Origin of the sequence: Cobetia sp. SIMBA_158 (assembly GCF_046566945.1) — a bacterium.
Taxonomy (GTDB): Bacteria; Pseudomonadota; Gammaproteobacteria; order Pseudomonadales; family Halomonadaceae; genus Cobetia; species Cobetia amphilecti.
The window spans coordinates 244307-268052 of the sequence record NZ_JAWJYL010000003.1 but is presented as its reverse complement, the minus strand read 5'-3'; the positions used below and the strand labels follow the sequence as shown (position 1 = coordinate 268052).

Sequence of the window (23746 nt, the reverse complement as noted above, 5' to 3'; positions counted from 1 at the left end):
GCCGGCCAGGTGGCGCTCGCGTTAAGGCTATCTTTCCGGTTTAGCTTCCTGCCAGCACGTTACTTGGCTTATCTCACTTCAACACAGCCCAGCTCATTTCAAATCAGCTCAGCTCGGATCCGAATCATTGCGAGTGCACACCGACAGCACGATGGCATCTTCTTCGCTGGTAGAAACCAGGGCATGACCCATGTCGGAGTCGAAATAGATGCTGTCGCCATCGCCCAGCGGCAAGGGTTCATAGAATTCCGAATAGAGCAGAATGCTGCCCGCCAAGACCATCAGGAACTCCTCGCCGTCGTGACGCACCCAGTCGGGGAAGTCATCGAAGCTGCGCGCGCGCACGCGAGTCTTGAAGGGAATCATGCGTTTCTGCGCCAGCTGCCAGGACAGCAGCTCGTGCTCGTAGGTCGGTGTCGGGTGTGACTTGCCATCACCGACGCGCGTCAGGTCGCGACGCCCGAGAGTGCCACTCTGGCGCTTGGGCGGGCTCAGCAGCTGCGGCAGGTCGATGTTCAGACCATGAATCAGCTTTTGGACCGCCGTGAAGGTCGGCGAGATCTGCTCGTTCTCGATCTTGGACAATGTCGAGCGTGCCAGCCCCGTGCGCTGGCTGACATCTTCCAGCGTCCAATGATGGGAGAGGCGGATCTGCTTCACGCGTTCGCCAAGCTTCAGGGGCTCAACGAAGGGTTTGCGACCGGAGGCGATCCGGACGGCGGCGTCCTTGTCTGTCGGTGTGCTCATGAGAGTGGCTTCGCTATGGGCGTGATATTGGCGGCGCACGACATTGGGTGTCGCAGCGCTGTCAGCTGGCGATAAAGTTTACTATCGGAAACTTTATCGCCAGCTTATCACAGCATGGCAAGCGCGCATCATCCCGACACGCAGCCAACATGGCTGTCCGCGACACCGAAGGCTCGCTGGTACTCCCTTGATGCAGCGACAGGTTTCCTGGCTGCGGGAAACCTGTCGTGAGGTGTGGAGTGCGCCAGGGGAAAAGTTACCGGTGCGGGGGATGCCCAGCGCTAGAACAGCCGGGCACTAGAGCAGCCAGACGCTAGAACAGCGGGTGGTCACGCTCATCCTCGGCGGGCTTGGCAAGCGGCGGCTGGACGCCGTCTGGTGTGCCAGAGGCGGAGCGGGGCGGGAGGGCATCCACGGGGGGAGGCGCGAGATCGAGCTGGTCTGATGGGTGCTGGTCGGGGCGATGGCTGCCGGCACGTGCATCGAGGCCATCCTGCATCGGCAAGCCCGCCAGCGCCTTGAGATGCGCCTCGGTGCTGCGCCCCAGCGCCTCCAGGCAATACCCGCCCTCCAGCACGGAGACGATACGCCCGTGGCAGTGACGCCGCGCGACATCCATTGCCAGCAGGGTGACCCAGTAATAGTCGTCATCTTCCAGGCACAGTTCCGCCATCGGGTCTTCGCGGTGTGCATCAAAGCCCGCCGAGATCAGGATCAACTCCGGCTTGAAGTCATCAAGCTTCTTGAGCCACTGGGCTTCAATGGCGCGCCGGAAGGCCAGTGAGCCGCTGCCTTCGCTCAGGGGCGTGTTGTGGATGTGCTCCCAGCGGCTCTCCAGGTAGCGCCACGGGTACATGGCGTCCTGAAAGGAGGAGCACACCAGCGTATCGGGGTCATGCTTGAAGATATCGACGGTGCCGTTGCCCTGGTGCACATCGAAATCGAGGATCGCGATCCGCTTCACGCCGTAATGCTGGCGGGCGTGCAGGGCGCCCACCGCCACGTTGTTGTAGAAGCAGAAACCCATCGCATCGGCGCGTTCGGCATGGTGGCCCGGTGGCCGCACGGCGCAGAAGACGTTGTCGGCCTGATCGCGCATCACCTGGTCGACCCCGCGTACCACCGCGCCGGCGGCCAGTCGCGCCGCGACCAGGCTATCGGCACACATCACGGTGTCTTCGTTGATGGTCAGCAGCTGCCCGGCCTGGGGCGGACATTTCTCCAGCGCCTGCAGGTGGCGCATGGGGTGCACGCGCGCCAGCTGCTCAAGCGTTGCCGCTCGTGCACTGTATTGCTGGACATGCTGAATCACGCCGCTCAGCGCCAGCTGACGCTCGATGGCCTGCAGACGCAGTGGGCTCTCGGGATGTGTGGGGCCCATGAAATGCTGACCGCAGTCGCGATGGGATATGTAGGAGGTGATCATCGGCATGCCTGCGTGAGTGTGCGGGTCATAATGGTCTGCACCATGACGTAACAGTAAGAGTCGTCAATGGCATGAGCCAGTCGCCGATGGTCTACCTTGTTTCACGCATGAAGGGCGCGAGGATGGCTGTTCAGACCTGCGCTTTCGCGGCATGCTGCTCATATCGCGCTGACGAGGCGCAACCGCTGACAGGACAAACCTATGGGAACGCGATTTCTGCGCAATTTCTTCGAGCCCGCCAGTATCGTGGTGATCGGCGCCTCGGAAAAGCCGCATTCACTGGGCGGGCAGGTACTGCGCAATCTGCTTGAAGGGGGCTTCAAGGGCGCCCTGACGGTGGTCAACCCCAAGGGATATGAGACGGTGCATGGCGTGGCGTGCGTCAAGCGAGTCAGTGAGCTGGAGCAGGTGCCGGACCTGGCCATTCTGTGCTCACCGCCGGATACCTTGCCGCGTGTGGTCGAGAAGCTGGGTCGGCGCGGCGTCAAGGCGGCGTTGCTGATTTCGGGAGGGGTCGCGCCGACGCCGGTCAGCTCGCTGGCTCGCGTCACCGGCAAGGGGCTTGAGATGCTGTCACGCCGCGACGGGCTGAACTTCTCTGCCCCGCGTCTGCCCGGCATTCACAGGTCCACTACTGGCAAGCCAGTCCCCGAACCCTCCGCCACCGAGACGTCGCCTTTGGATGAGGCCGGCGAGCCTGCCGCGTCGAGCGCCGAGCGCTACCCGCGGATCGCCGACAGCACGGACGACGTGCTGGACGCCTCGCAGGCACGAGAGCCGGGTGTCGAAGTCCCGCGTATCCACCGTGATCAGGAAAGCCTCAACAGTCGGTTGCTCAAGGCTGCCCGAGGCAGTGGGATTCGCCTGCTCGGGCCGGAATGCATGGGCATCTGCGTGCCCAACCGTCACCTGAACGCCTCCTTCAGCGGGCAACCTGTCGCCAAGGGCAAGGTCGCCTATCTTGGCCAGTCGGGGATGCTGGGCAATGCGATGATCGACTGGGCGGCGGGGCGCGACATCGGCTTCTCGCATCTGGTGACCCTGGGCGACAGCGTCGATGTGATGCTGCCCGATCTGATCGACTATCTGAACCAGTACGGGCCGTCGCAAGCGTTGCTGTTGCACCTGGAGCGCATTCACGACCCGATGCACTTCATGACCGCGCTGCGCGAGGCGTCCCGCAATCGGCTGGTGCTGGCGATCAAGAGTGGCCGTACCCCAGAAGCCGACCTGTTCGGCACACATGTCACACGTGGCGTGCCCAATCGCGACCGGATCGTCGATGTTGCCCTCGCGCGTGCCGGGGTGGTGCGCGTCAATGACAGCGAAGACATGTTCGATGCGCTGGAGACGCTGAATCGCATGAAGCCGTTGCGCGGTGATCGGCTGGCGATCGTCTCCAATGGGTTGGGCCCGGCCTTGCTGGCCATCGACAAGCTGATGGCGGGCGGCGGCAAGCTGGCCGAGCTGAGCGAGGAGAGCCGCCAGGCGCTGCTCAAGGCCGAGCTGGATGTCAGCCTGCCGGGGCGCAATCCGGTGGATCTGGGCGGCAATGCCACGCCGGAAGACTTCCTGGCCGCGGTCAACATCGTGGCCAATGACCGTGGCGTGGACGCCGTGCTGGTCGTGCATGCGCCGACACGCCTTGCTCCTTCGCGGGCGACGGCCGAGGCGTTGGTGGCGCATCGCAAGCAATTCCGACGCAACCTGCTGACCAGCTGGATGGGGCTCGAGCAGGCACTTTCGGCCCGCCATGAATGCCATCTGGCCGGCATCCCGACCTATCTGTCGCCGGAGAAGGGCGTCAAGGCCTTCCTGCAGATGGTCGATTACCACCGTGTGCAGACACTGTTGCAGCAGACGCCGCCGAGCCTGGCCTTCTCGACCAGTGCCGAGATCCGCGCCCGCGCCCATGATCTGGTGCACAGCGCGCGGCGTGCGGGTCGTGAATGGTTGACCCACTCGGAGACGGCGCAGGTGCTCGATACCTACGGCATCGCGACCGCGCCCAGCCGCTATGTGCTCGACGCTGCCGAAGGCGCGCGCGCCATCGTCGAGTTGCAGCGTTCTGCCACGGATGACGACAAGCCTTCCCCCCAGGGCCCCTATGCGCTGCGCGTGGTGCATGAACACAACAGCCAGCCGTTCCGCTATCGCCGCTACCCACAGCGTCTGTCTTCCGGCGTGGTGCAGGACCTTTCCGGTCCGGAGGATATCGCGCTGGCGATCCGCCGCATCACCCAGAAGGTGGCGGAGGGCGATGCCGAGCGCGACCGCAGTGACCACGAGCGCACGCGCATTCATGAGTTCTGCCTGCAGCCGATGCAGCGTGGCAAACACTCGCTGCAGTTGAGCGCAGGCATCACGCGCGATGACGAATTCGGCCCGGTGATCGTGTTCGGCATCGGCGGTTACAAGGTCAATGTGCTGGCAGACCGCCAGGTCGCCTTGCCGCCCCTCAACATGACACTGGCGCGTGAGCTGATCTCACGCAGCCATGCCTCCCGCCTGATCGCCGAGCACTCGCCGGACCCGGAGCGCGATTTCGAGCGCGTCAGCACGCTGTTGATCAAGCTCTCACAGTTGGCATCGGATTTGCCTGACATAAGAGGGTTGGAAATCAATCCGTTGTTGCTCAACCGCGAGGAAGCCGTGGCGGTGGATTTCGCGCTGGATCTCGGCAAACCGGCTCGTTTCGCGATCATGCCGTATCCGGAGGAGCTGCGTGAATGGGTGTCGCTGGACAATGGCATGCACGTCGAGGTGCGCCCGATACGCGGCGAGGATGCGCCCTTGATCACGGCCTTCCATGCGCGGCTCTCAGAGGAAAGCATTCGTTTCCGCTACTTCCATCACAAGGCAGCGCTGACGCAGCGAGACCTCGCGTTGCTCGCCCAGATCAATTACGACCGTCAGATGGCCTTCATCGCCGAGCGTGAAGTGGAAGCCCAGCCAGGCGAGTCGCCGCAGCGCGAGATGCTGGGGGTGGTGCGGGTATGGAATGACCCGGACAACATTCGCACCGAATTCTCCGTCATCATCCGGGATGACATGCAAGGCGAGGGGATCGGCAGTCTGTTGATGGAGAAGATGCTGCGCTATTGCCGCTCGCTGGGCACGCTGGAGATGGTCGGCAAGATCATGATCGACAACCACCCGATGCGTGCCTTGATGAAGCACCTTGGCTTCACCTGTCGCTACAACATGGAGGAGCAGGTCATCGATGCCAGTATACGTCTCAACGAGCCAGTCAGTGATTGGCAGCGCCTGAGGCTGGAAGCCAAGGCCTGATGCGCCTTGATGATGCAAGGGCCTGTTGATAGGCGTGTGCCTGGGCTTGTTGATAGGCGTGTGTGGAGGTTGTTCAAGGGCGCGTGCGCGGGCTTGCCAGGCGGTTCTCGGCAACACGCAATGCGTCAGGGAATGGAGAGCAATAGACCAATAACAACATGCAATGTCGTGATTCAGGGAGGTATCAGCAAGAAGCGTCAAGGGCATACCACCTTGGTCGTATAAACGTCTGTTCGTGTTTGAGCGCTTATCAATAAAACTGTATTGTAATTACAAATATAAGAATCCTTTATGGATAATGGCGCAGGGGATGACACAGTATTCTGTCAGCAGGTCGGCAAGCGATGCTTGCGGCCAGATTGCGCGATGTCAGCGGCAGGGCGAGCCATTCTCCCTGCCGGATTGAGTGCGTAATGGACAGAATCCGTGGATATTTCCTGCCCGCTGACGACAGGAAAGCCAATGACTGACACTCGCGACGTGAAGATTCGAGTGCGCAATCTGAGCAAGGTGTTCGGCAACCAGCCTGACAAGGCGCTCAAATTGCGTGATGAGGGCATGAAACGCCCCGAGATTCTCGAGAAGACTGGCCAGACGTTGGGGCTTTCCAACGTGGACTTTGATGTGATGGAAGGCGAGTTGCTGGTCATCATGGGGCTGTCCGGCTCCGGGAAATCGACCCTGATCCGCTGCCTGAACCGGTTGATCGAGCCGACGGAGGGCGAGATCCTCATCGACGGCGATGATGTCGCCAAGCTGGATGACAAGTCGCTGCTGCGCTGTCGTCGCAAGCATTTCTCGATGGTGTTCCAGAATTTTGCGCTCTTCCCACATCGCACCGTGCAGCAGAATGCCGAGTTCGGGCTTGAGGTGCGCGGCGAGGAGAAGGAAGTCTGTTATCAGCGCGGTCGCGATGCGCTCAAGCAGGTCGGCCTTGATGGCTGGGAAGATGCCTACCCCAGCCAGCTCTCCGGCGGCATGCAACAACGTGTCGGCCTGGCACGAGCGCTGGCCAACGACTCCACGGTGCTGTTGATGGATGAGGCCTTCTCGGCGCTTGATCCCCTGATCCGCAAGGACATGCAGCAGGAATTGCTGGCGCTGCAGCACAAGATGAAGAAGACCACCATCTTCATCACCCACGACCTTGATGAAGCCCTCTCCATCGGCGACCGCATCATCCTGCTCAAGGATGGCGAGATCGTGCAGATCGGCTCCCCCGAAAGCATCCTCACTTCCCCGGCCAATGATTATGTGGCGCGCTTCGTCGAAGGCGTCGACATGTCACGCATCCTCACTGCCCGCTCGGCGATGACCGATGTGCGGGCCACCGCACGTGATGATGATGGCCCGCGCACGGCGCTGCGCAAGATGGGCGACAACGGCCTCGACAGCCTGTTCGTGGTACGTCGCGATCGCACCGTGCTCGGGATCATCACCGCCGAGGATACCGAACGTGCCGTGCGCGAGAATCTCACCGATCTCTCGAGCATCATCCACTCCGATTGCTGTCAGGTCTCGCCGGAAGAACCGCTGCACAACCTGTTCGCGATGTTTGCCGGTCATCACCATCCGCTGGCGGTGGTCGATGAGCAATCCCGCCTGTTGGGCGTGGTGATCAAAGGGTCCGTACTCGCAGAACTGGCGGAAGCAGGGGAGGCACACGCATGAGCGACGCAACCGGTTTTACCATCCCGAAGATAGAGCTGGGTGACTGGATCGAGACGGGGCTTGATTACCTGACGACCAACTACTCCAGCATCACGCGCGGTATCTCCAAGTTCACCGAGACCGGCATCGACGTCCTGAACGATGCGCTGATGTGGCTGCCCGAGTGGGCGCTGATCGCCCTGGTGACGCTGCTGTGCTGGCGGCTGGCCGGCACGCGCCTTGCCATCGGTTCCGTACTGGGGCTGGGACTGATCTGGAACCTGGATCTGTGGGACCCGATGATCGAATCGCTGACCCTGGTGGTGATCGCCACCCTGGTCGCCGTGGTCATCGCGGTACCGCTGGGGATACTGGCGGCACTCTCGGACCGCTTCTACAAGGTCATCATGCCGGTGCTGGATTTCATGCAGACCATGCCGGCCTTCGTCTACCTGATTCCGGCGATTCCCTTCTTCGGCATCGGCTCGGTCTCCGCCATCTTCGCCACCGTGATCTTCTCGATGCCGCCGGCGATTCGCTTCACCACGCTGGGCATCCGTCAGGTGCCCAATGACCTGATCGAAGCGGCCGATGCCTTCGGTGCCACCCGCAGCCAGAAGCTCTTCAAGCTGCAGCTGCCACTGTCACTGCCCACCGTGATGGCCGGCATCAACCAGACCATCATGCTGGCACTCTCGATGGTGGTGATCGCGGCCATGATCGGCGCCGATGGCCTGGGGAATGAGGTCTGGAAAGCCATCCAGCGCCTGCGTCCGGGAGATGGTTTCGAAGCGGGCATCGCGGTGGTCATCCTGGCCATGCTGCTCGACCGCCTGACCCAGACCTTCAGCAAGGAAAAGAAGCCCCGCTCATGAGGGGATTCACCGGCGGCCTCCGTGTATTGCCTGACTGTATTGCCTGGCCCATGCGGAGGCCGCCTCGAGCACTTCCATACCCGACTCAACGTTTGACTGTCGAGATGACGACGCGCCATTGGCCGTCGACACGCGTTTTTCGACAGACGTGCTTCGATAAACAATGAGTAAATTCGAATAAAGGGGAAAATGATGAACAAGCAAGATGCCTCCCGCACTACCTTGAACGTCACCGCGAAGATGAATGCCGCCACCAAGGCATTGCTGCTCGGCGCTGTCATGTCCTCCTCACTGGCCGGGGCAAGCGCCGTGTATGCCGCTGGTGACAAGGGCGATGTGACGCTGGCCTACGTCGAATGGTCCTCTGAAGTCGCCTCCACCAATGTGGTCAAGGCGGTGCTCGAATCACAAGGCTACAACGTCGAACTCAAGGCGCTGTCTGCGGCGGCGATGTTCCAGGCAGTCGCCTTCGGCGATGCCGATGGCATGGTCGGTGCGTGGCTCCCCACCACCCACGAAGACTACATGGCCAAGATCGCCGACAAGGTCGATGACCTGGGCGTCAACCTCGAAGGCACCAAGCTCGGGCTGGTCGTGCCTTCCTACAGCAAGCTCGAGACCATCGACGACATCAAGATCCACGCCGAGGATATCGATGAGCGCATCGTCGGCATCGAGCCGGGCGCAGGACTGACGCGTCTGACCGAGCAGGTGCTGGAGGACTATGATCTCGAGGACATCGATCTGACCACCGGCAGCGGCGCGACCATGACCGCCGCGCTGAGCAATGCGATCAAGGGTGAGCGTGAGATCGTCGTTACCGGCTGGACACCGCATTGGATGTTCGCCCGCTGGGACCTCAAGTACCTGGATGACCCGAAGGGCGTCTACGGCGGTGCCGAGGAGATTCACACCCTGGCGCGCAAGGGACTCGAGGAAGACATGCCGGAGGTCTACGCGATTCTCGACAACTTCGCCTGGACGCCGGCTCACATGGGCGAAGTGATGCTCAACAACCAGGAAGATGACGCCGACCCCTACGAAACCGCCAAGGCGTGGGTGGAAAGCCATCAGGATATCGTCAAGCAATGGCTGCCGGCCGCGGCTGAGTGATGCCTGACGCATGACTCGCTGAGTCATGAATGACGAAACGCCCCCGCAGGGTCTCCTGTGGGGGCGTTTCGTTGTATGCCTGCAAATGACGCGTCACCCACACCGGGCGGGCTCAGCCTGACTCGATCAGAACGGGCGGGCTCAGAAAGGACAGGGACTGCGCATTTCCATGCGCTCACCGCTCACCGGGTGATCGAAGCTGATCATCTCGGCATGCAGCATCAGGCGCTCGGCCATGAAGAAGGCCTCATCCGTCGCATAGAGGTCGCAGCCCAGGATCGGGTGGCCGATCTGCTGGCTATGGATGCGCAACTGATGCGTGCGACCTGACACCGGCGTGAACTCCACTCGCGTGCGCGCCGGATTCTCCAGGCGTTCGATGACGCGGAAATCACTGATGGCGGTCTTGCCGGTCTCGTGGCAGATCTTCTGCAGCGGGAACTGGTCGACGTCCTTGGCGATGGGCAGCGAGATGCGCCCGCTGTCCTCCTCCAGATGGCCATGCAGGATCGCGGTGTAGGACTTGCCGATGTTGCGGTCCTGAAACTGGCGGGTCAGGTTGCCGTTGGCCGGCTTGTTGAGCGCGACCAGCATGATGCCGGAGGTACCGAAATCCAGCCGATGCAGCAACTTGGCGCTGGGGTATTCCTTGACCAGGCGATGATGCAGCGAATCCAGATTGAGCGGATGCTTGCCGGAAAGGCTGAGCAGGCCACTGGGCTTGTGGATCAGCAGGATGTCATCGTCGGCGTACAGCACCGCGTAGGTTTCGTGGCAGACGGGAACGATGAACGGGTCGGCTTGTGGCTGCATAAAGGCTCGTCAGTGACGTAAAGGGGGGGCGGGGCGAAACGGCAAGTGGGCGCAAGCGCTGGCGTGGTCTAGAGCAAGATATCCTGCCAGTGATACTCGTACTCGTCGTCCTCACCATCCTCTGGCGCACGACCGATGAAGAGGCTGGCGGTGAATGCGCGTACGAAGATCACCCGGCTGCCATCCAGGGCGGTCAGCAGCTCACCCTTCTTGAGCTTCTTGATCTTGCGCTTGCGTGCTGCGGCAGCATCACGCGCCGCGCGGGTGTCGGCGCGCCACTGGGCGGCAATCTCGCCGGGCGCCGTCGACTGTTCAAGCAGCTCTTCCGGGCATTGCAGCGGAATGTCTGGCGTGCCCTCGTCACGGATATGGTATTCCCAGCGGCTGGGGTCACCATTTTTGGGGGCCTGCATCAGGTGCTGGCGAATGAAGGTATGGCCGTGAGGGTGTTCCAGCACGGTATACAGCACATTGCCGACCACGGCGTGATCGACCAGCGAGATGCCATGACTGTCGGACGGCGTATAACCGGCCAGCAGACGGTCTACCAGTGTCTGACGTGCCACCTTGGGGGTGCCGCTGTCATCCCAGGCCATGAAGCCTCCAATCTGAGCGTGTCTGGCATCGCAGGCCATGTCGGATGCGCTATGAAGGGCGCAGGCTGACTGGCGTTCGAGAGGCCGAAAGGGCGGCCATTGTCCGGCTTGTGCCCGGCGAGAGCAAGCCGCTGACCGCGTGAAACTGCACCGTGGGGTCTCAATGGATAGCGCAAGCGATAACACAAACGGCAACCCGGACGGCCCCCGGCCGGTAACCCGAACGGCAACGCAAGAGGCCCCGCATGAGCGGAGCCTCGAGAAGAGCGCTGTGTTGGCGCAGACTGGCTATCGGTGCAGCCTGGCTAACGGGTCAGGGCGCCAGCAGTTGCTTGTGCCATTCGCCGTCTTCGGTGTCCAGGCGCTGGTAGCGTACGCGATCGTGCAGGCGAGAGGGCTGCCCCTGCCAGAATTCGATCATTTCCGGCACCACGCGATAGCCGCCCCAATGCTCCGGACGCGGCACTTCGGTGGTGGCATAGACCTGCTCGAAGCGACCCTGGCGCTCGCTGAGCCATTCGCGATCGGGAATCTCGACACTCTGTTGCGAGACCCAGGCGCCCAGCTGGCTTTCCTTGGGGCGTGAGGCGAAGTACTGATCGGAGGTGGCATCCGCGACCTTCTCGACGCTGCCTTCGATGCGCACCTGGCGCTCCAGCGCGGGCCACCAGAAGGTCAGCGCGGCGAAGGGCACATTGGCCAGTTCGCTGCCCTTGTGGCTCTGATAGTTGGTATAGAAGATGAAGCCTTCACTGTCGCAGCCCTTGAGCAGCACGATGCGCGCATGCGGCTTGCCCTGGCTGTCGACGGTGGAGAGCGTCATGACATTGGCGTCGTTGTCATCGGCGGACAGGGCGCTGGTCAACCACTCCTGAAACAGCTCGAAGGGCTCCAGCGGTGTGTGCGCAAGGCTCAGGCCATCACCGGAATAGGTTCTGCGCACATCGGCGATATCGCGGTTCATGGTGGGCTCCCTTGATGAATTGCTCATGTAATGACATGACTGTGACCGCTCACGTGCTGGATCGCAAGCCTCAGACACCGCCCAGCTGCAGCCACGCCATGTAAAGCCCGGTCCCGACGGCAATCGAGAGCAGCGCATTGCGTCGCCACAGATGCAGTCCCGCCACGCAGAAGGCCGCGACCAGCATGCCGGCGCCCTCGGCGCTCTCAAGCCAGCTTTGCCAGGCCGAGATGCGGTGCGCGGACTCTGACATGTCAGGCAGTTGCATGGCCGACAGCGAGACGATGATCAGCACGACCATGACGATGGCCGGCAGATAGCGGCCCATATGCAGAATCAGCGGATGGGCCGAATGGCGGGACAGAAACACGAAGGGCAGCGCGCGCGTGGCGAAGGTCGCAACGGCTGACACGGCGATCAACAGCAAGGCCTGCAGGGTCGTCATGGGGTGGTGTGCTCCGAGGCTTGATTGTGCTCAGTCTGGCACGCGCCAGACTTGCCTTGATGGTGATGATCGTCACGCGAGGCAGGCGTGACGTGTGGCTGTTGTTTGCCACGCTGGTAATGATATTGCCCGAGCAGGAGAGCGCAGGCTGCCGCGATGCTGCCCAGCAACAGCTGGTCTTCCGGCAGCAGCCACAGGCCCGCGAGCGTGACCAGCAGGCCGAGCATGAAGGGCCAGCGCTCGCGCAGGGCGAACCACTGTTCGATGCCCAGCACCACGAACAGCGCCGTCAACGCAAACTCGATGCCGCTGCTGTCAAAGCTGAGCTGTCCGGCTGCCAGACCCAGCAGCGTCCCCAGTACCCACCAGGATTGGTTGAGGAAGGTGATGCGCAACATCAGGCGTTGGTCATCACGGCGCGCCACAGGATCATCGCGCTCGCCGCTGCGCGGCAGGCTGGCCAGCAGTGAGTAGGTTTCATCGGTCAGCCCGAAGATGAGGTAGAGCTTGCCAAGGCCCGCCGCGCGGAAGCGCTCCAGCAGCGACAGGCCGTAGAAGAGGTGACGCGAATTGAGCAGCAGCGTGGCCACGAAGACCTCGGTGATGCCGGCGCCCGCACCGAGCAATGCCACCGCCAGAAACTGGCCGGCCCCGGCCAGGATGACCAGTGACATGAGAAGGCCCAGCCAGGGGCTCAACGGCAGCTGGGTGAACAGCACGCCGAAGGCAGCGCCCAGCGGGATATAGCCGAACATCACTGGCAGGGTCTGGTTGAGTGCCTGTTGCCATAGGTGACGACCGCTGACGGGATGCCGGGGGGGCGAGCCCGCACCGGCGGTGTAGCCCCGGGAGGCGTGCGAGGTACTGGCCGTGGAAGGCGATGACATGGCGAGAGTTCCGTTCTGCGCAGGCGGGGTGAAGATGGGCGACACATGCAGGGGGCCTTCAAGAGGCCGAGTCCCGGCAAGCCGCAGACAATCTACGCAGCATATAATGTCATCAAGCGTCAGGCGATGCTGCCAAGGTGGCAGCTGGCAGTGGAAAGCGCTGAATCAGCGCACCATTGCTGATATTTCACATGTTTCATGGCGCTGCGATGGATTGATTTACCGTGAGTCGCCAGACCGAGTCCACCTATACTGGCCTGTAGCCACGTATTGGCTGCCTATCGCTGCCTTGCCACGTGTCGTGCCATCAAAGGTCCATTCGCTGAGGGAGTCATCAGGATGAGTTCGAACCGATCCCGCAAGTCCTCGTCTGAGACGGTGCTTCTTGATCAGGGCGTGTCTTCGCCGCTGCGCAGTGTCGTGATCTGGGGGCTGGCCATCCGGCTGTTTCACCTGCTGTTGATTCTGGCGATCATCGGCATGTGGTACACCGCCGAGGTGGGCGCAGGGCTCGATTTTCCGATGGTCTGGCACGCACGGCTGGGATATTGCGTGATCGGGCTGGTGGTGTTTCGCGTCATCTGGGGGCTGGTGGGCAGCGGGCATGCTCGCTTCAGCCGCTTCGTGGCGTCACCGCGCATGACCTGGCGCTACGCCGGTGACTTTCTGGCGGGGCGCGCGCCACGTCATGCAGGCCATAACCCCCTGGGTGGCTGGATGACGCTGGCCATGATGCTGGTGCTGGCGATTCAGGGGTCGAGCGGGCTGTTTCTCACCGATGATCTGCTGTTCGAAGGCCCCCTGCATGATCGGGTCCCAGCGAGTGTCGCCGAGGGGCTGGCCTGGGTGCATCACACCAATATCACGCTGCTGTGGGGGCTGATCGCCCTGCATCTGATGGCCATCGTCTGGCACGGCCTGCGCGGTGAGTGGTTGATCTGGGCGATGGTGCATGGCCGCAAGCATTTCAGGCGCGATGAATCGGTAGTGGATGAGGGCGAGCCAGTATCACCTTCACGGACACCTAAGTGGCTCGCGCTGGGGTTGGCGATCGGCATTGCCGTTCTGGTCATCTGGCAGGGGGCGCAGTTGCCGTAAGCTCTGCTTGCTTTCACTCATGCTTTCGCTATGACTTTTACTCTCACTTTCGCCCTCAAGTATGCCAAGACGCAAAAGCGCCGCCACGAGCAATCTCATGGCGGCGCTTTTGCGTCTTGACGGAGCTTTGGCTATCTCAGTCAGCGCGATACTGCTGATGACAGCCCTTGCAGGTCTTGGCTGTCTCGACGAACTGGCTGCGCAGGGCGTCAAGGTCCTGACTGGCGGCGGCGTCGGCCAATGCCCGGCTCTGGGTCATCAGCGCCTCTGCACGCTTGTCGAAGCCTGTACGGTCGCTCTCTATCTTGCTCAGCGCGTCGGTATCACCGTCGTAGGAGCCGGCGATGAAGCCCTCCCATGGCATCTGCGCCAACAGCGCCAGTCGCTCGGCGCGAGTGCGAAACTCCTCGGCATCATAATCCTGCTTGCCCTTGACCATCGCGCCCATCGGACTGAACTGCCATGCCAGCGTCTGGAAGACTGCCTGGCGATACTGGATGGCATCTTCCGTCTTGTCAGCCAGTGCCGCTGGCGACGCCAACAGGCTGGCAAGCACCACGCCAGCCGCCAGCACGCCAGTGGTCAGGGTGTTGCGCGATACGCCCGCAGGGCGCGGAAAAGACAAGTGTGTTGTCAGGCCGATCATGGCAAAGCCTCGCTGTGGTCAACTCGCAAAGCCGATACAGCATGGGCGGCTCGCGATGGTTGAGGAGACACGCTGGGAAAAGCAGTGGGTAGCGGCGGGGAAAGCGGCAAGCCGCCGTGGGAAGGCGCAAACCGATACCCGCCATTCTAGTCGGCTATTTTACGGCTATTCTAGTCGCCTATTTTAGTCGGCTATTCTAGCCGAACAAGGCACGACGAGAAGGGCGGGCAATGGAGAGGCCAAGGCTTGATCAGGCCTGCGGGTGACGCTTGAGGTTGCGCGAGCGGAAACGGGCGTAAGCCATGCTGGAAATGAACAGCCCCAGCGCCGCCAGTGCTTCCAGTACGCCGATGACGGCGTGGCCAGGCACACCGGCCAGCATCACGCCCTGCATGATGTAGAGCAGGCTGACGAACGCCAGCCAGACATGACCACGTGCCCGGCGGGTGAAGATGGCGGGCAGAAACAGTGCGATGGGTAGCAGGCGGATCAACAGCGGCAGCAGGCCGCTGTTCTCGCTCTGTGCCATCAGCTGAATGCCGCCGATCAACAGCAGCAGGGCGACGGCCGCAAAACTTGCGATCACACCGCGACGGCTCTTGGCTTCGAGCGTATCGAGGCCCTGCTCACGTTCCAGTCGTTCAAGCCAGGCGCGCATCTATTTCGTCTCCCTGAGAGGTTGCATGGCCAGTGCCAGGCGAGCGATACGCTTGCCTTGCGCCAGTGCCAGGCGCTGTTCGTTATCATCGACATCGTTGTCGCCACGCTTGCCGCTGACGTGGGTCGTGCCGTAGGGCGTGCCGCCCTGGGTGGTCTCGAGCAACTCGGTGGCGCTGTAGGGCACACCGGCATACACCATGCCATGATGCAGCAGCGGGATCAGCATGGTGATCAGCGTGGTTTCCTGACCGCCATGCAGAGAGCTTGAGGCGCTGAAGGCGGTGGCAGGCTTGTCGATCAAGGCGCCGTTCATCCACAGCTCGCTGGTGGAGTCCAGGAAGTACTTGAGCGGCGCCGCCATGTTGCCGAAGCGGGTCGGGCTGCCCAGCGCGAGGCCCGAACAGTGACGCAGGTCGTCCAGCTCGACATACATGGCCCCGCTGTCGGGGATTTCCGGCTCGGTCTGCTCGCAGGTGGCCGAGATCTCGGGCACCCGGCGCAGGCGTGCCTCGACACCGCTGATGGACTCGATGCCGGCGGCGATCTGCTCGGCCAGCGTGCGGGTCGCACCATGGCGCGAGTAATAGAGGACGAGGACGTACGGCGTCGCGTCGGAGGTCGTTGCGGACATGAGCTTCCTCAGGTGGATGACAATCTATCAAAAGGGGCAAGCGGGGCTTGCGTGAGCACACTCTGTCATCAGGGGATCAGGCGTCGCTCAACAGCACCAGCACATTTTCGGGCGGGCGACCGATGACGGCACGGGTGCCGTCATCGAGAATCGGCCGCTGCATCAATTTCGGCGTTGCGGCAATCGCGTCAAGGCGTTGCGCATCGCTGGGGTCTACAAGGCCCAGTGCCTTCCACTCGGCTTCGTTCTCACGGGTCAGAGCCCGCGCGCCGCCTTCCACTCGGGCGGCCAGGGCCTCGAGCTGCTCACGATCGAGCGGATCTTCCAGGTAGCGGACGGTCTCGAAGGCATCGCCCTCGAGCCGCGCGGTCAAAAGCGCCAGTGTTTCCCGTGACTTGGAGCAGCGTGGGTTATGGTAGAGTTTCAATATTGACATGACTGTCTCCGTTTCCGGACAGGTGATGGGTTTCACGCAAGCGCTACTGGCCATGGCCGGCGGTGGCGAATGAATCAGGCACGCATTGTAGAGGGGCGCACAAGAATGCCACAACTGCCAGGGATCTCGCGGGTCGTGCCCGCCATCGGCGTCATCCTCAAGCTGGTATCACGTTTCAACTATCACGACGGCAAGAAGACCGCGTCGGCACTGACCTATACGACGCTGTTCGCCATCGTGCCTTTGATGACGGTCATCTATGCGATGTTCGCCGTCATTCCGAGTTTCGACGGCGTGGGCGATCAACTGCAGACGACGGTGTTTTCCCAGTTTCTGCCCTCGACCGGCGCCACGGTGCTCGAGTATCTCAACGAGTTCTCCGGTCAGGCGCGCAATCTGACCTCGGTGGGTCTGATCTTCCTGTTCGTGACCTCGGTGATGATGATGATCACCATCGAAGGCGCCTTCAATGCCATCTGGCAGGTGCCGGAAGGGCGCAAGGGACTGTCGAGCTTCCTGATGTACTGGGCCGTCCTGACGCTGGGGCCGCTGATGCTGGGCTCGGGCTTTTTGCTGTCGTCCTTTCTGACCTCGCTGTCCTTCTTCGACTCGGCCGCCGAGATGCTGGGCGGCAAGGCCCTGTTGCTGCGTCTGTTGCCGCCGCTGTTGAGCGCTGCGGCCTTCACCTTCATCTATGCCGCGGTGCCCAACTGCAAGGTACGCCTGCGTGACGCCGCGGTCGGCGCGCTGACTACGGCGCTGGCGCTGGAGCTGGCCAAGGCGGGCTTCTCGCTGTACGTGACGCATTTCCCGTCCTATCAGGCCATCTACGGTGCCTTCGCGGCCGTGCCGCTCTTCCTGCTGTGGGTGTTCCTATCCTGGTGCATCGTGCTGCTGGGGGCGGAAGTCGCGGCCTGGATGGGCGAGCGCTCCAATGCTGACTGGCATCGCTGGCCGCCGTTCTGGCAGACCCTCGGCGCCGTGATGCTGCTCAAGGATGCCCATGAGCGCGGTGAGCCGCTGTCCGATGATCGCCTCACGGAAGTGCTGGGCAGTCGTTATCGTCGTGTGCTTAAGCCGCTGATCGCCGAGAACATCGCCAGCCAGACCCAGGATGGCCAATGGGTGCTCGGGCGTGATCTCAGTCAATACTCGCTGTGGGAGATGGCGCACGCCTTGCCATGGGAATTGCCGGCCGGCGAGGCGGGCGAAGCGCCGCATCCGCGTCTGGAACCCCTGTGTGAGGCGCTGGCGCGTGCGCGTGCCGCCGAGAAGGAGCGCATGACCTGCGGTCTGGTCGAGGTGCTGCCCAGTGTCGGTGAGGTGGGTGATGAGGCCATGACTCAGGAGGAAAAAGACCCGCAAGATCCGCGACTTGCGACTTCCTGAGCGGCACTGGAACGCGATTGCAAGGTGACAGTCTGATGCCGAATGGGCAGAATGCGCACCCTGTGCCGTCTGCTCACCCCGACGGGGGTTGAGGCGGATGCCGATGCCCCGATATCGAAAGCGATGACGCCAATGAAAAGGCCCGACACCTGTTCGGGCCTTTTCCTTTGTCTCGCGCACATGACCCGGAACCGCTCGCCTGTCTTGCCGCAATTCGGCCTGCCCGCTGAAGAGCCTGACTGAGGGATGAGCGAGGTAAGGGCGAGGCATGAGTAAGGCAGGTCAGCTGGCGGCGGCTCGCCGGACAGACACGCAAGTGAAAGGTTGGCATGCCAGACTGGCGACGGCGCCTTCCCGCTGTCTGATGTGACCTTTGCGCGACCTGTGCGCCAGCGCCAAAGCGAGCGGCGAGGCGAGAGCTGGCAGTCCGGTGGCCAGGCACGATGGAATTGACGATGTGGCGTGCCAGTCCCTGGCGCGCCTGACATGCATGAGGGTGCCGTTCGCGGCGCCCGCTGGAGGTGACAACCCGCCGATGAAAAGCTCTGCTCCTGAGAAGGCCCCGCTGGTCAAGCTGCGTGGCATTTCCAAGACCTTTGGTGATCGCAAGGTGTTGGACAGCCTTGACCTGGATTTGAACGATGGTGAGTTCGTCACGCTGCTGGGCCCGTCCGGTTGCGGCAAGACCACCGTGCTGAGAATGATCGCCGGCTTCGAATCGCCGGATAGCGGCACCATCACGCTCGAGTCGACGGCCTTGCATGAGCGTCCCGCTCACCAGCGCCCGGTCAATACCGTCTTCCAGAGCTATGCGTTGTTTCCGCACATGAACCTCTATGACAACGTGGCCTTCGGGCTGCGCATGGAAAAGGTCGCCAAGGCCGAGATTCATGAGCGGGTGCGCGAAGCGCTGGAGATGGTGCAACTGGCCCATCTGTCGGACCGCCGCCCGGACCAGCTCTCCGGCGGGCAGCAGCAGCGCGTCGCGATTGCCCGCGCCGTGGTCAAGCGTCCCCGTGTCCTGCTGCTCGATGAGCCGCTGTCGGCGCTGGATTACAAGCTGCGCAAGCAGATGCAGAACGAGCTCAAGCGCCTGCAGCGTCGCCTGGGCATCACCTTCGTGTTCGTCACCCACGATCAGGAAGAGGCGCTGTCGATGTCCGATCGCGTGGTGGTGATGCGCGAAGGCGGCATCGAGCAGATCGGTACGCCGCGTGAGGTCTATGAATCGCCGAGCACGCTGTTCGTGGCGCGCTTCGTCGGTGAGATCAACCAGCTGGCGGCGCAGGTCGTGCGCCCTGCGGCGACGGCCGGGCGCATCGAGATAACGCTGCTCGGTCAGACGCTGGAACTCAGCAGCCATGGTCGCACCTATCAGGGCGGAGAGGCGGTGCAGGTGCTGCTGCGCCCGGAAGACATGCGACTCAAGGGCGCCGAGGACAGCGAAGGCTTCCCGGCGCGTGTCATCGAGCGCAACTACAAGGGTATGACCCTGGACACGGTGCTGGAGCTGGACAGCGGTCAGCAGTTGTTGGCCAGCGAGTTCTTCGACGAGGATGACCCTGACTTCGATTACCGCCTCGGCGAGCGCGTGCGCGTCAGCTGGGTGCCGGACTGGGAGATCATCCTGCCCGATGATGAGCCGGCCGTGACGGGGGCGGGTGCATGAGTCTGGTGCGCAATCCCTTCAAGACCGCCACCCTGACCATCATCTGGGGCTGGCTGATCGTGCTGGTGCTGGCCCCGACGCTGCTGGTGGTGCTGGTCAGTCTGATGCCGGAAAACACCGGCCAGCTGCTGGGCGGTGAGCTGTCGCTGAGCACGCTGTGGCAGGGCTTTCTGACCAACTATGGCCAGATGATCAGTCCGGTGTACCTGAGCGTCTTCGGCCATTCGCTGTGGATCGGCCTGATCACGACGCTGATCTGTCTGCTGCTCGGCTATCCCTTCGCGTGGATGATCTCGCGGGCCAGCCCGCGCCTGCAGCCCTTGCTGCTGCTGTTGGTGATCATTCCGTTCTGGACCAACTCGCTGATCCGCATCTATGCCCTGCGCACGCTGATCGCGACGCGCGGGCTGCTCAACGACGTGCTGATGAATCTCGGCCTGATCGATGCGCCGCTGCGGCTGCTGTATACCGAGGAGGCGGTGATCGTGGGGCTGGTCTACATGCTGCTGCCGTTCATGATCCTGCCGCTGTATGCCGTCTTCGAGCAGCTGAGCCGCCCGACGCTGGAGGCGGCCCGCGACCTTGGCGCCAATGGCCTGGCCACCTTCCGCCATATCGTGCTGCCGCTGACCATGCCGGGCATCATCGCGGGCGTGCTGCTGGTGTTCCTGCCGGCGATGGGCATGTTCTATGTCTCGGACCTGCTGGGCGGTTCGCGCCATCCGCTGATCGGCAACATCATCAAGGGCCAGTTCCTGGAGGCCAACAACTGGACCTTCGGCGCGGCGATCAGCGTGATGCTGACGCTGGTGATGGCGTTCCTGCTGCTGGCCTATTACCGCAGCGTCAAGCTCTTCAAGCGTGAGGTGACCCTATGAAGGCGAGCGCCGCGCTGCGTTGGTTCAGCCGCTGTTATCTGACGCTGATCTTCACGCTGTTGTATGTGCCGATCCTGGTGTTGATCGGCATCTCGTTCAATGACTCACGCAACCCCTTCGTGTGGGGCGGCTTCAGCCTGCGCTGGTACGACAAGCTGCTGGGCAATGGCAATCTGATGGAGGCTGCGCTCAATACGCTGTGGCTCGGGGTGACGGCGGCGACGCTGGCGACCCTGATCGGCACGCTGACGGCCACCGCGCTTTATCGCTATCGCTTCCGCGGCAAGCCGCTGCTCAATGGCATGCTGTTCACGGTGATGATGATGCCGGACATCGTGATGGCGATCGCCTTCCTGGCGCTGTTCATTGCGTTGGGTATCCAGCTGGGCTATTTCTCGCTGCTGGTCTCGCACGCCACCTTCTGTCTGCCGTTCGTGGTGATCACCGTCTATTCCCGCCTGACGGGCATCAACCCGCAGTTGCTGGAAGCGGCGCGTGATCTTGGTGCCAGTGAAGCCCGCGCCGTCTGGCACGTGCTGGTACCGGCGCTGATGCCGGCGATCGCCTCCGGCTGGCTGCTGAGCTTCACCCTGTCGCTGGATGATGTGGTGATCTCGACCTTCGTTACCGGGCCGACCTTCGAGGTGCTGCCGCTGCGCATCTACTCGATGGTGCGACTGGGGCTCAAACCTGAAGTGAATGCATTGGCAACCCTGCTGTTGGGGCTGTCGCTCTGTCTGCTGTTGATTTCACAGTTGTTGCTCAAGGAGAAAAAATAACATGCAAGGTACCCGTTTCCCGCTGCGCGCCGCTGGCCTGATGGCTGCCGTCAGCCTGGCTTCCGTGGCCATATCCGCTCCCGTTCTGGCCGCGGATGACAGCGACAAGGTCCTCTACGTCTACAACTGGACCGAGTACATGCCCGATGAGGTCATCGAGCGCTTCGAAGAGCAGACCGGCATCGATGTCGTCTACTCCACCTTCGATTCCAACGAAGCGATGTACGCCAAGCTCAAGCTGCTGGACAGCGACAACAGCTACGACCTCGTCTTCCCGTCGACCTATTACATCGACAAGATGGCGCGTGAAGGTCTGCTGCAGAAGCTGGATGTCAGCAAGCTCGACCATTTCGAGGATCTCGACCCCAACCTGGTCGATCGTGACTTCGACAAGGGCAACCAGTACAGCGTGCCTTACATGTGGGGCAGCGCCGGTATCGGTTACAACCCGGACTATGTCGAAGAGGGCGCACTGACCAGCTGGAACGATCTGTGGAATGACAAGTATCGTGACAAGCTGCTGCTCTCCAACGACATGCGCGAAGTCTTCCATGTCGCACTGGCAAGCCTCGGCTTCAGTGGCAACACCACGGACCCGGACGAGATCAAGGCGGCCTACGAGAAGCTGACCCAGCTGATGCCTAACGTGCGTGCCTTCAACTCCGATGCGGCGCGCGTGCCCTTCATGCAGGGTGAGGTCGATGCCGGCCTGATCTGGAACGGTGAGGTCTATCAGGCCAACCAGGAAGGCGTGCCGGTCGAGTATGTCTATCCCAAGGAAGGCATCATCCTGTGGATGGACACCATGGCGATTCCGTCCAACGCGCGTCACGTCGATGCGGCCTATCAGTTCATCGATTACCTGATCAGCCCGGAAGTCAGCAAGGAAATCAGCGAATACGTGGGTTACACCACGCCGAGCCTGGCGGCCAAGAACATGATGGACCCGGAAGTGCGTGACAACCCGGTGGTCTTCCCGACTCAGCAGGATCTCGCCCGCGGCGAATTCCAGACCGATGTCGGCGATGCGCTGTCGATCTATCAGAAGTACTGGGAGCAGCTCAAGACCGGGCATTGACCTGCCCTTGAGGCGTGATGACGCAAGAAATCACGTCAGCGACTTGAGCTGAACCGACGCCCCGAGGCATGCTCTGTCTCGGGGCGTCGTCGTTTGTCGACCTTGGCTGCGCGCTCCACGTAATTGACACGTCCTGGTGAAGACTGGAGGGTGCCATGTCACGTTTTTCCCCTGCAATGATGTCGGCGGCGCATGCCCGTGAGTTGAGCAGTGCCGAGGCGGATGATCTGTTCAGTCGTGAGATGCAAGGCGTTGCTCCCCTGACGCGCGGCAAGGACCGCGCCGATGTCACCACGGCCCGCAAGGGCCCCAGCGAGGCTCAGCTGGCACGGCGTGAAGACGCGCAGAAGACCCTGGGCAATGAGCTGGACGGGCTGTCCGACAGCTACGTGGAGCATCTCTCGCCGCATGACCCGGTCGAGTTTCGCCGCGATGGCATCCAGACCGGTGTGCTGGAGCGCTTGCGACAGGGCGGTTACCCACCCGAGGCGCAGCTCAATCTGATGCGTCGTCCGCTCATCGAGTGTCGCCGTGAGGTGCATCGCTTCATCCAGGACGCCTGGCGCAGCGAGTTGCGTTGCCTGCTGGTGATTCATGGCAAGGGGCGTGACAGCGAATCGCATGCGGCCTTGATTCGTGCCTACCTGGTGCACTGGCTGGAGCAGATGCCCGAGGTGCAGGCCTGGAGCAGTGCCACGCCGCGCCATGGTGGATTGGGGGCGACGTTGGTGATGTTGCGCAAATCCCGCGCGGCGCGTGACAACAATCGCGAACGGCACCAGAAGCGGCGCGGCTGATCGCCACGAGCAGCAAATCCCGCAAGCAGGCAAATCCGCAACCAGCAGACAGACACAAGAAAGCCCCGCCAGGCCGCAATCATCGCGAGCTGGCGGGGCTTTTTCATGCTCATGGCTCAAGCTGACTATTGCACGCTGTAACCGCGACCGGTGAAGCAGGCACTCAGCGCGCGGCGATAGGTGTCTGCGTTGCTGGCGGTCACGGGCGGCGCCGCGGAATTGGCTTCGGCGCCACTCTGCTGATTGGCCCAGCGATGGCACTCATAGCGATCACGCGCTTGCTGGTCTTCGCTCTGGCCCTTGGTGGGGTAGGCGATGACATCGACCGCCGCGGCCGTGAGTGTCGCCTGAGCGGGGGCCTGGACCGGCAGATACTGCTGCTGGCTCTCTTCCCACAGGTAATAGGTGCCTGCCGCCAGGAAATACAGCGTAGCGCCCACCCAGACACCGCGCGCCCCTGCGGGCAGGCCATGACCGTGCCCAGGGCCACCCGGTGCCCAGCGAATCAGCCGACCGAGCTCACCATGCCCGATCACGATGTCGGGGCCTATGTAGCCCGGCCCATCGAAGCGCCCATGCCCCGGGCCCGCCATGGCGGAAGTGGTCGGCAGGGCACTCAACAGGGCAAGAGACAGCGCGAGATAGCGCAGGGGGCCCTTGCCGGAATGACGATTGCGACTCATGCGTTTACTCCTGTGTGACCAGCATGGCATTTGAGTGTGCCGATGACGTTGGGTGCCAGCGTGCAAGCATCAAGAAAACAAATGGCATCCTGCGCCATGTGTGTGCCGAGAAGTTGGACGGTAGTTGGACAAGACATTGGTCATGTAGGCATTAGGTGATATTATCCGCGCGCAATCTGATCATGTTTTTTCATT

22 protein-coding genes and 1 pseudogene are annotated in these 23746 nt (G+C 62.3%); 11 read left to right on the top strand and 12 right to left on the bottom strand.

Annotated features, from left to right (window positions below; genetic code table 11):
- Positions 1–108 precede the first annotated feature (108 nt).
- Both R2R70_RS07110 and R2R70_RS07105 read right to left on the bottom strand, forming a co-directional pair.
- Positions 109–747 carry a helix-turn-helix domain-containing protein gene (locus tag R2R70_RS07110; RefSeq protein WP_043333550.1) on the bottom strand — a complete coding sequence of 213 codons (639 nt, stop codon included), beginning with the start codon at positions 745–747 and terminating at the stop codon, positions 109–111.
- 493 nt (positions 748–1240) lie between these two features.
- Positions 1241–2173, bottom strand: a pseudogene (locus R2R70_RS07105) (histone deacetylase family protein); the annotation flags it as partial.
- 201 nt (positions 2174–2374) lie between these two features.
- On the opposite strand from R2R70_RS07105, the gene R2R70_RS07100 reads away from it, so the two are divergent.
- The 4 genes from R2R70_RS07100 to R2R70_RS07085 all read left to right on the top strand — a co-directional run bounded on the left by R2R70_RS07100 (position 2375) and on the right by R2R70_RS07085 (position 9102).
- A complete protein-coding gene (locus R2R70_RS07100; protein WP_410977684.1) occupies positions 2375–5464 on the top strand; it encodes a GNAT family N-acetyltransferase in 3090 nt (1029 codons plus the stop codon).
- Between the two features lie 462 nt (positions 5465–5926).
- Positions 5927–7135 carry a glycine betaine/L-proline ABC transporter ATP-binding protein gene (locus tag R2R70_RS07095; protein WP_043333554.1) on the top strand — a complete coding sequence of 403 codons (1209 nt, stop codon included), beginning with the start codon at positions 5927–5929 and terminating at the stop codon, positions 7133–7135.
- Positions 7132–7989 (top strand): ABC transporter permease, encoded by an 858-nt coding sequence (locus R2R70_RS07090; RefSeq protein WP_043333557.1) that lies wholly within the window; start codon positions 7132–7134, stop codon positions 7987–7989. The genes R2R70_RS07095 and R2R70_RS07090 overlap by 4 nt, the downstream gene beginning before the upstream one ends.
- A gap of 192 nt (positions 7990–8181) precedes the next feature.
- On the top strand, positions 8182–9102 hold the full coding sequence (locus R2R70_RS07085; protein ID WP_410977683.1) for a glycine betaine ABC transporter substrate-binding protein: 921 nt from the start codon (positions 8182–8184) through the stop codon (positions 9100–9102).
- Positions 9103–9243: 141 nt separating this feature from the next.
- On the opposite strand, the gene R2R70_RS07080 is transcribed toward R2R70_RS07085, so the two are convergent.
- The 5 genes from R2R70_RS07080 to R2R70_RS07060 form a co-directional block, all read right to left on the bottom strand.
- The gene (locus R2R70_RS07080) at positions 9244–9915 is read right to left on the bottom strand and encodes an RluA family pseudouridine synthase (protein WP_107334835.1); all 672 of its coding nucleotides are present in this window, start codon (positions 9913–9915) and stop codon (positions 9244–9246) included.
- A gap of 68 nt (positions 9916–9983) precedes the next feature.
- Positions 9984–10511: a hypothetical protein gene (locus tag R2R70_RS07075; protein WP_410977682.1), complete on the bottom strand. Its 528-nt coding sequence runs from the start codon at positions 10509–10511 to the stop codon at positions 9984–9986.
- Positions 10512–10824: 313 nt separating this feature from the next.
- Positions 10825–11475, bottom strand: coding sequence for a pyridoxamine 5'-phosphate oxidase (pdxH, locus tag R2R70_RS07070; RefSeq protein WP_410977681.1), 651 nt, complete (start codon positions 11473–11475; stop codon positions 10825–10827).
- Positions 11476–11545: 70 nt separating this feature from the next.
- Entirely contained in the window at positions 11546–11920 is a 375-nt protein-coding gene (locus tag R2R70_RS07065) for a branched-chain amino acid transporter permease (protein WP_410977680.1), read from the bottom strand.
- Positions 11917–12807 carry an AzlC family ABC transporter permease gene (locus tag R2R70_RS07060; RefSeq protein ID WP_107334832.1) on the bottom strand — a complete coding sequence of 297 codons (891 nt, stop codon included), beginning with the start codon at positions 12805–12807 and terminating at the stop codon, positions 11917–11919. Before R2R70_RS07060 ends, R2R70_RS07065 begins: the two co-directional genes overlap by 4 nt.
- Positions 12808–13146: 339 nt before the next feature.
- Here R2R70_RS07060 and R2R70_RS07055 point away from each other — a divergent pair, with 339 nt between their 5' ends.
- Complete coding sequence (locus tag R2R70_RS07055) at positions 13147–13905, top strand: cytochrome b/b6 domain-containing protein (RefSeq protein WP_410977679.1); 759 nt, start codon at positions 13147–13149, stop codon at positions 13903–13905.
- Between the two features lie 136 nt (positions 13906–14041).
- Here the strand turns inward: R2R70_RS07055 and R2R70_RS07050 are convergent, their stop codons facing one another.
- The 4 genes from R2R70_RS07050 to R2R70_RS07035 form a co-directional block, all read right to left on the bottom strand.
- Positions 14042–14530 carry a c-type cytochrome gene (locus tag R2R70_RS07050; protein WP_410977678.1) on the bottom strand — a complete coding sequence of 163 codons (489 nt, stop codon included), beginning with the start codon at positions 14528–14530 and terminating at the stop codon, positions 14042–14044.
- Between the two features lie 271 nt (positions 14531–14801).
- Complete coding sequence (locus tag R2R70_RS07045) at positions 14802–15209, bottom strand: DUF2069 domain-containing protein (protein ID WP_410977677.1); 408 nt, start codon at positions 15207–15209, stop codon at positions 14802–14804.
- On the bottom strand, positions 15210–15842 hold the full coding sequence (gene wrbA / locus R2R70_RS07040; RefSeq protein ID WP_410977676.1) for an NAD(P)H:quinone oxidoreductase: 633 nt from the start codon (positions 15840–15842) through the stop codon (positions 15210–15212).
- A 76-nt stretch (positions 15843–15918) separates the two neighbouring features.
- Positions 15919–16278, bottom strand: a complete 360-nt coding sequence (locus R2R70_RS07035; RefSeq protein ID WP_410977675.1) for an arsenate reductase family protein — start codon at positions 16276–16278, stop codon at positions 15919–15921.
- Between the two features lie 105 nt (positions 16279–16383).
- Here R2R70_RS07035 and R2R70_RS07030 point away from each other — a divergent pair, with 105 nt between their 5' ends.
- From R2R70_RS07030 to smrA, 6 genes are all read left to right on the top strand, one after another.
- Positions 16384–17667 (top strand): YihY family inner membrane protein, encoded by a 1284-nt coding sequence (locus tag R2R70_RS07030; RefSeq protein ID WP_410977674.1) that lies wholly within the window; start codon positions 16384–16386, stop codon positions 17665–17667.
- 535 nt (positions 17668–18202) lie between these two features.
- Positions 18203–19336 carry a spermidine/putrescine ABC transporter ATP-binding protein PotA gene (potA, locus tag R2R70_RS07025; RefSeq protein ID WP_107334825.1) on the top strand — a complete coding sequence of 378 codons (1134 nt, stop codon included), beginning with the start codon at positions 18203–18205 and terminating at the stop codon, positions 19334–19336.
- Positions 19333–20214: a spermidine/putrescine ABC transporter permease PotB gene (gene potB, locus R2R70_RS07020; protein WP_043333577.1), complete on the top strand. Its 882-nt coding sequence runs from the start codon at positions 19333–19335 to the stop codon at positions 20212–20214. The genes potA and potB overlap by 4 nt, the downstream gene beginning before the upstream one ends.
- Positions 20211–20993, top strand: coding sequence for a spermidine/putrescine ABC transporter permease PotC (gene potC, locus R2R70_RS07015; RefSeq protein ID WP_043333579.1), 783 nt, complete (start codon positions 20211–20213; stop codon positions 20991–20993). Before potB ends, potC begins: the two co-directional genes overlap by 4 nt.
- A gap of 1 nt (position 20994) precedes the next feature.
- Positions 20995–22071, top strand: a complete 1077-nt coding sequence (locus R2R70_RS07010) for an extracellular solute-binding protein (protein WP_410977673.1) — start codon at positions 20995–20997, stop codon at positions 22069–22071.
- A gap of 155 nt (positions 22072–22226) precedes the next feature.
- Positions 22227–22868: a DNA endonuclease SmrA gene (gene smrA, locus R2R70_RS07005; protein WP_347421393.1), complete on the top strand. Its 642-nt coding sequence runs from the start codon at positions 22227–22229 to the stop codon at positions 22866–22868.
- A gap of 125 nt (positions 22869–22993) precedes the next feature.
- Here smrA and R2R70_RS07000 read toward each other — a convergent pair whose 3' ends face one another.
- Positions 22994–23551 (bottom strand): hypothetical protein, encoded by a 558-nt coding sequence (locus R2R70_RS07000; RefSeq protein ID WP_410977672.1) that lies wholly within the window; start codon positions 23549–23551, stop codon positions 22994–22996.
- Between the last annotated feature and the right edge of the window lie 195 nt (positions 23552–23746).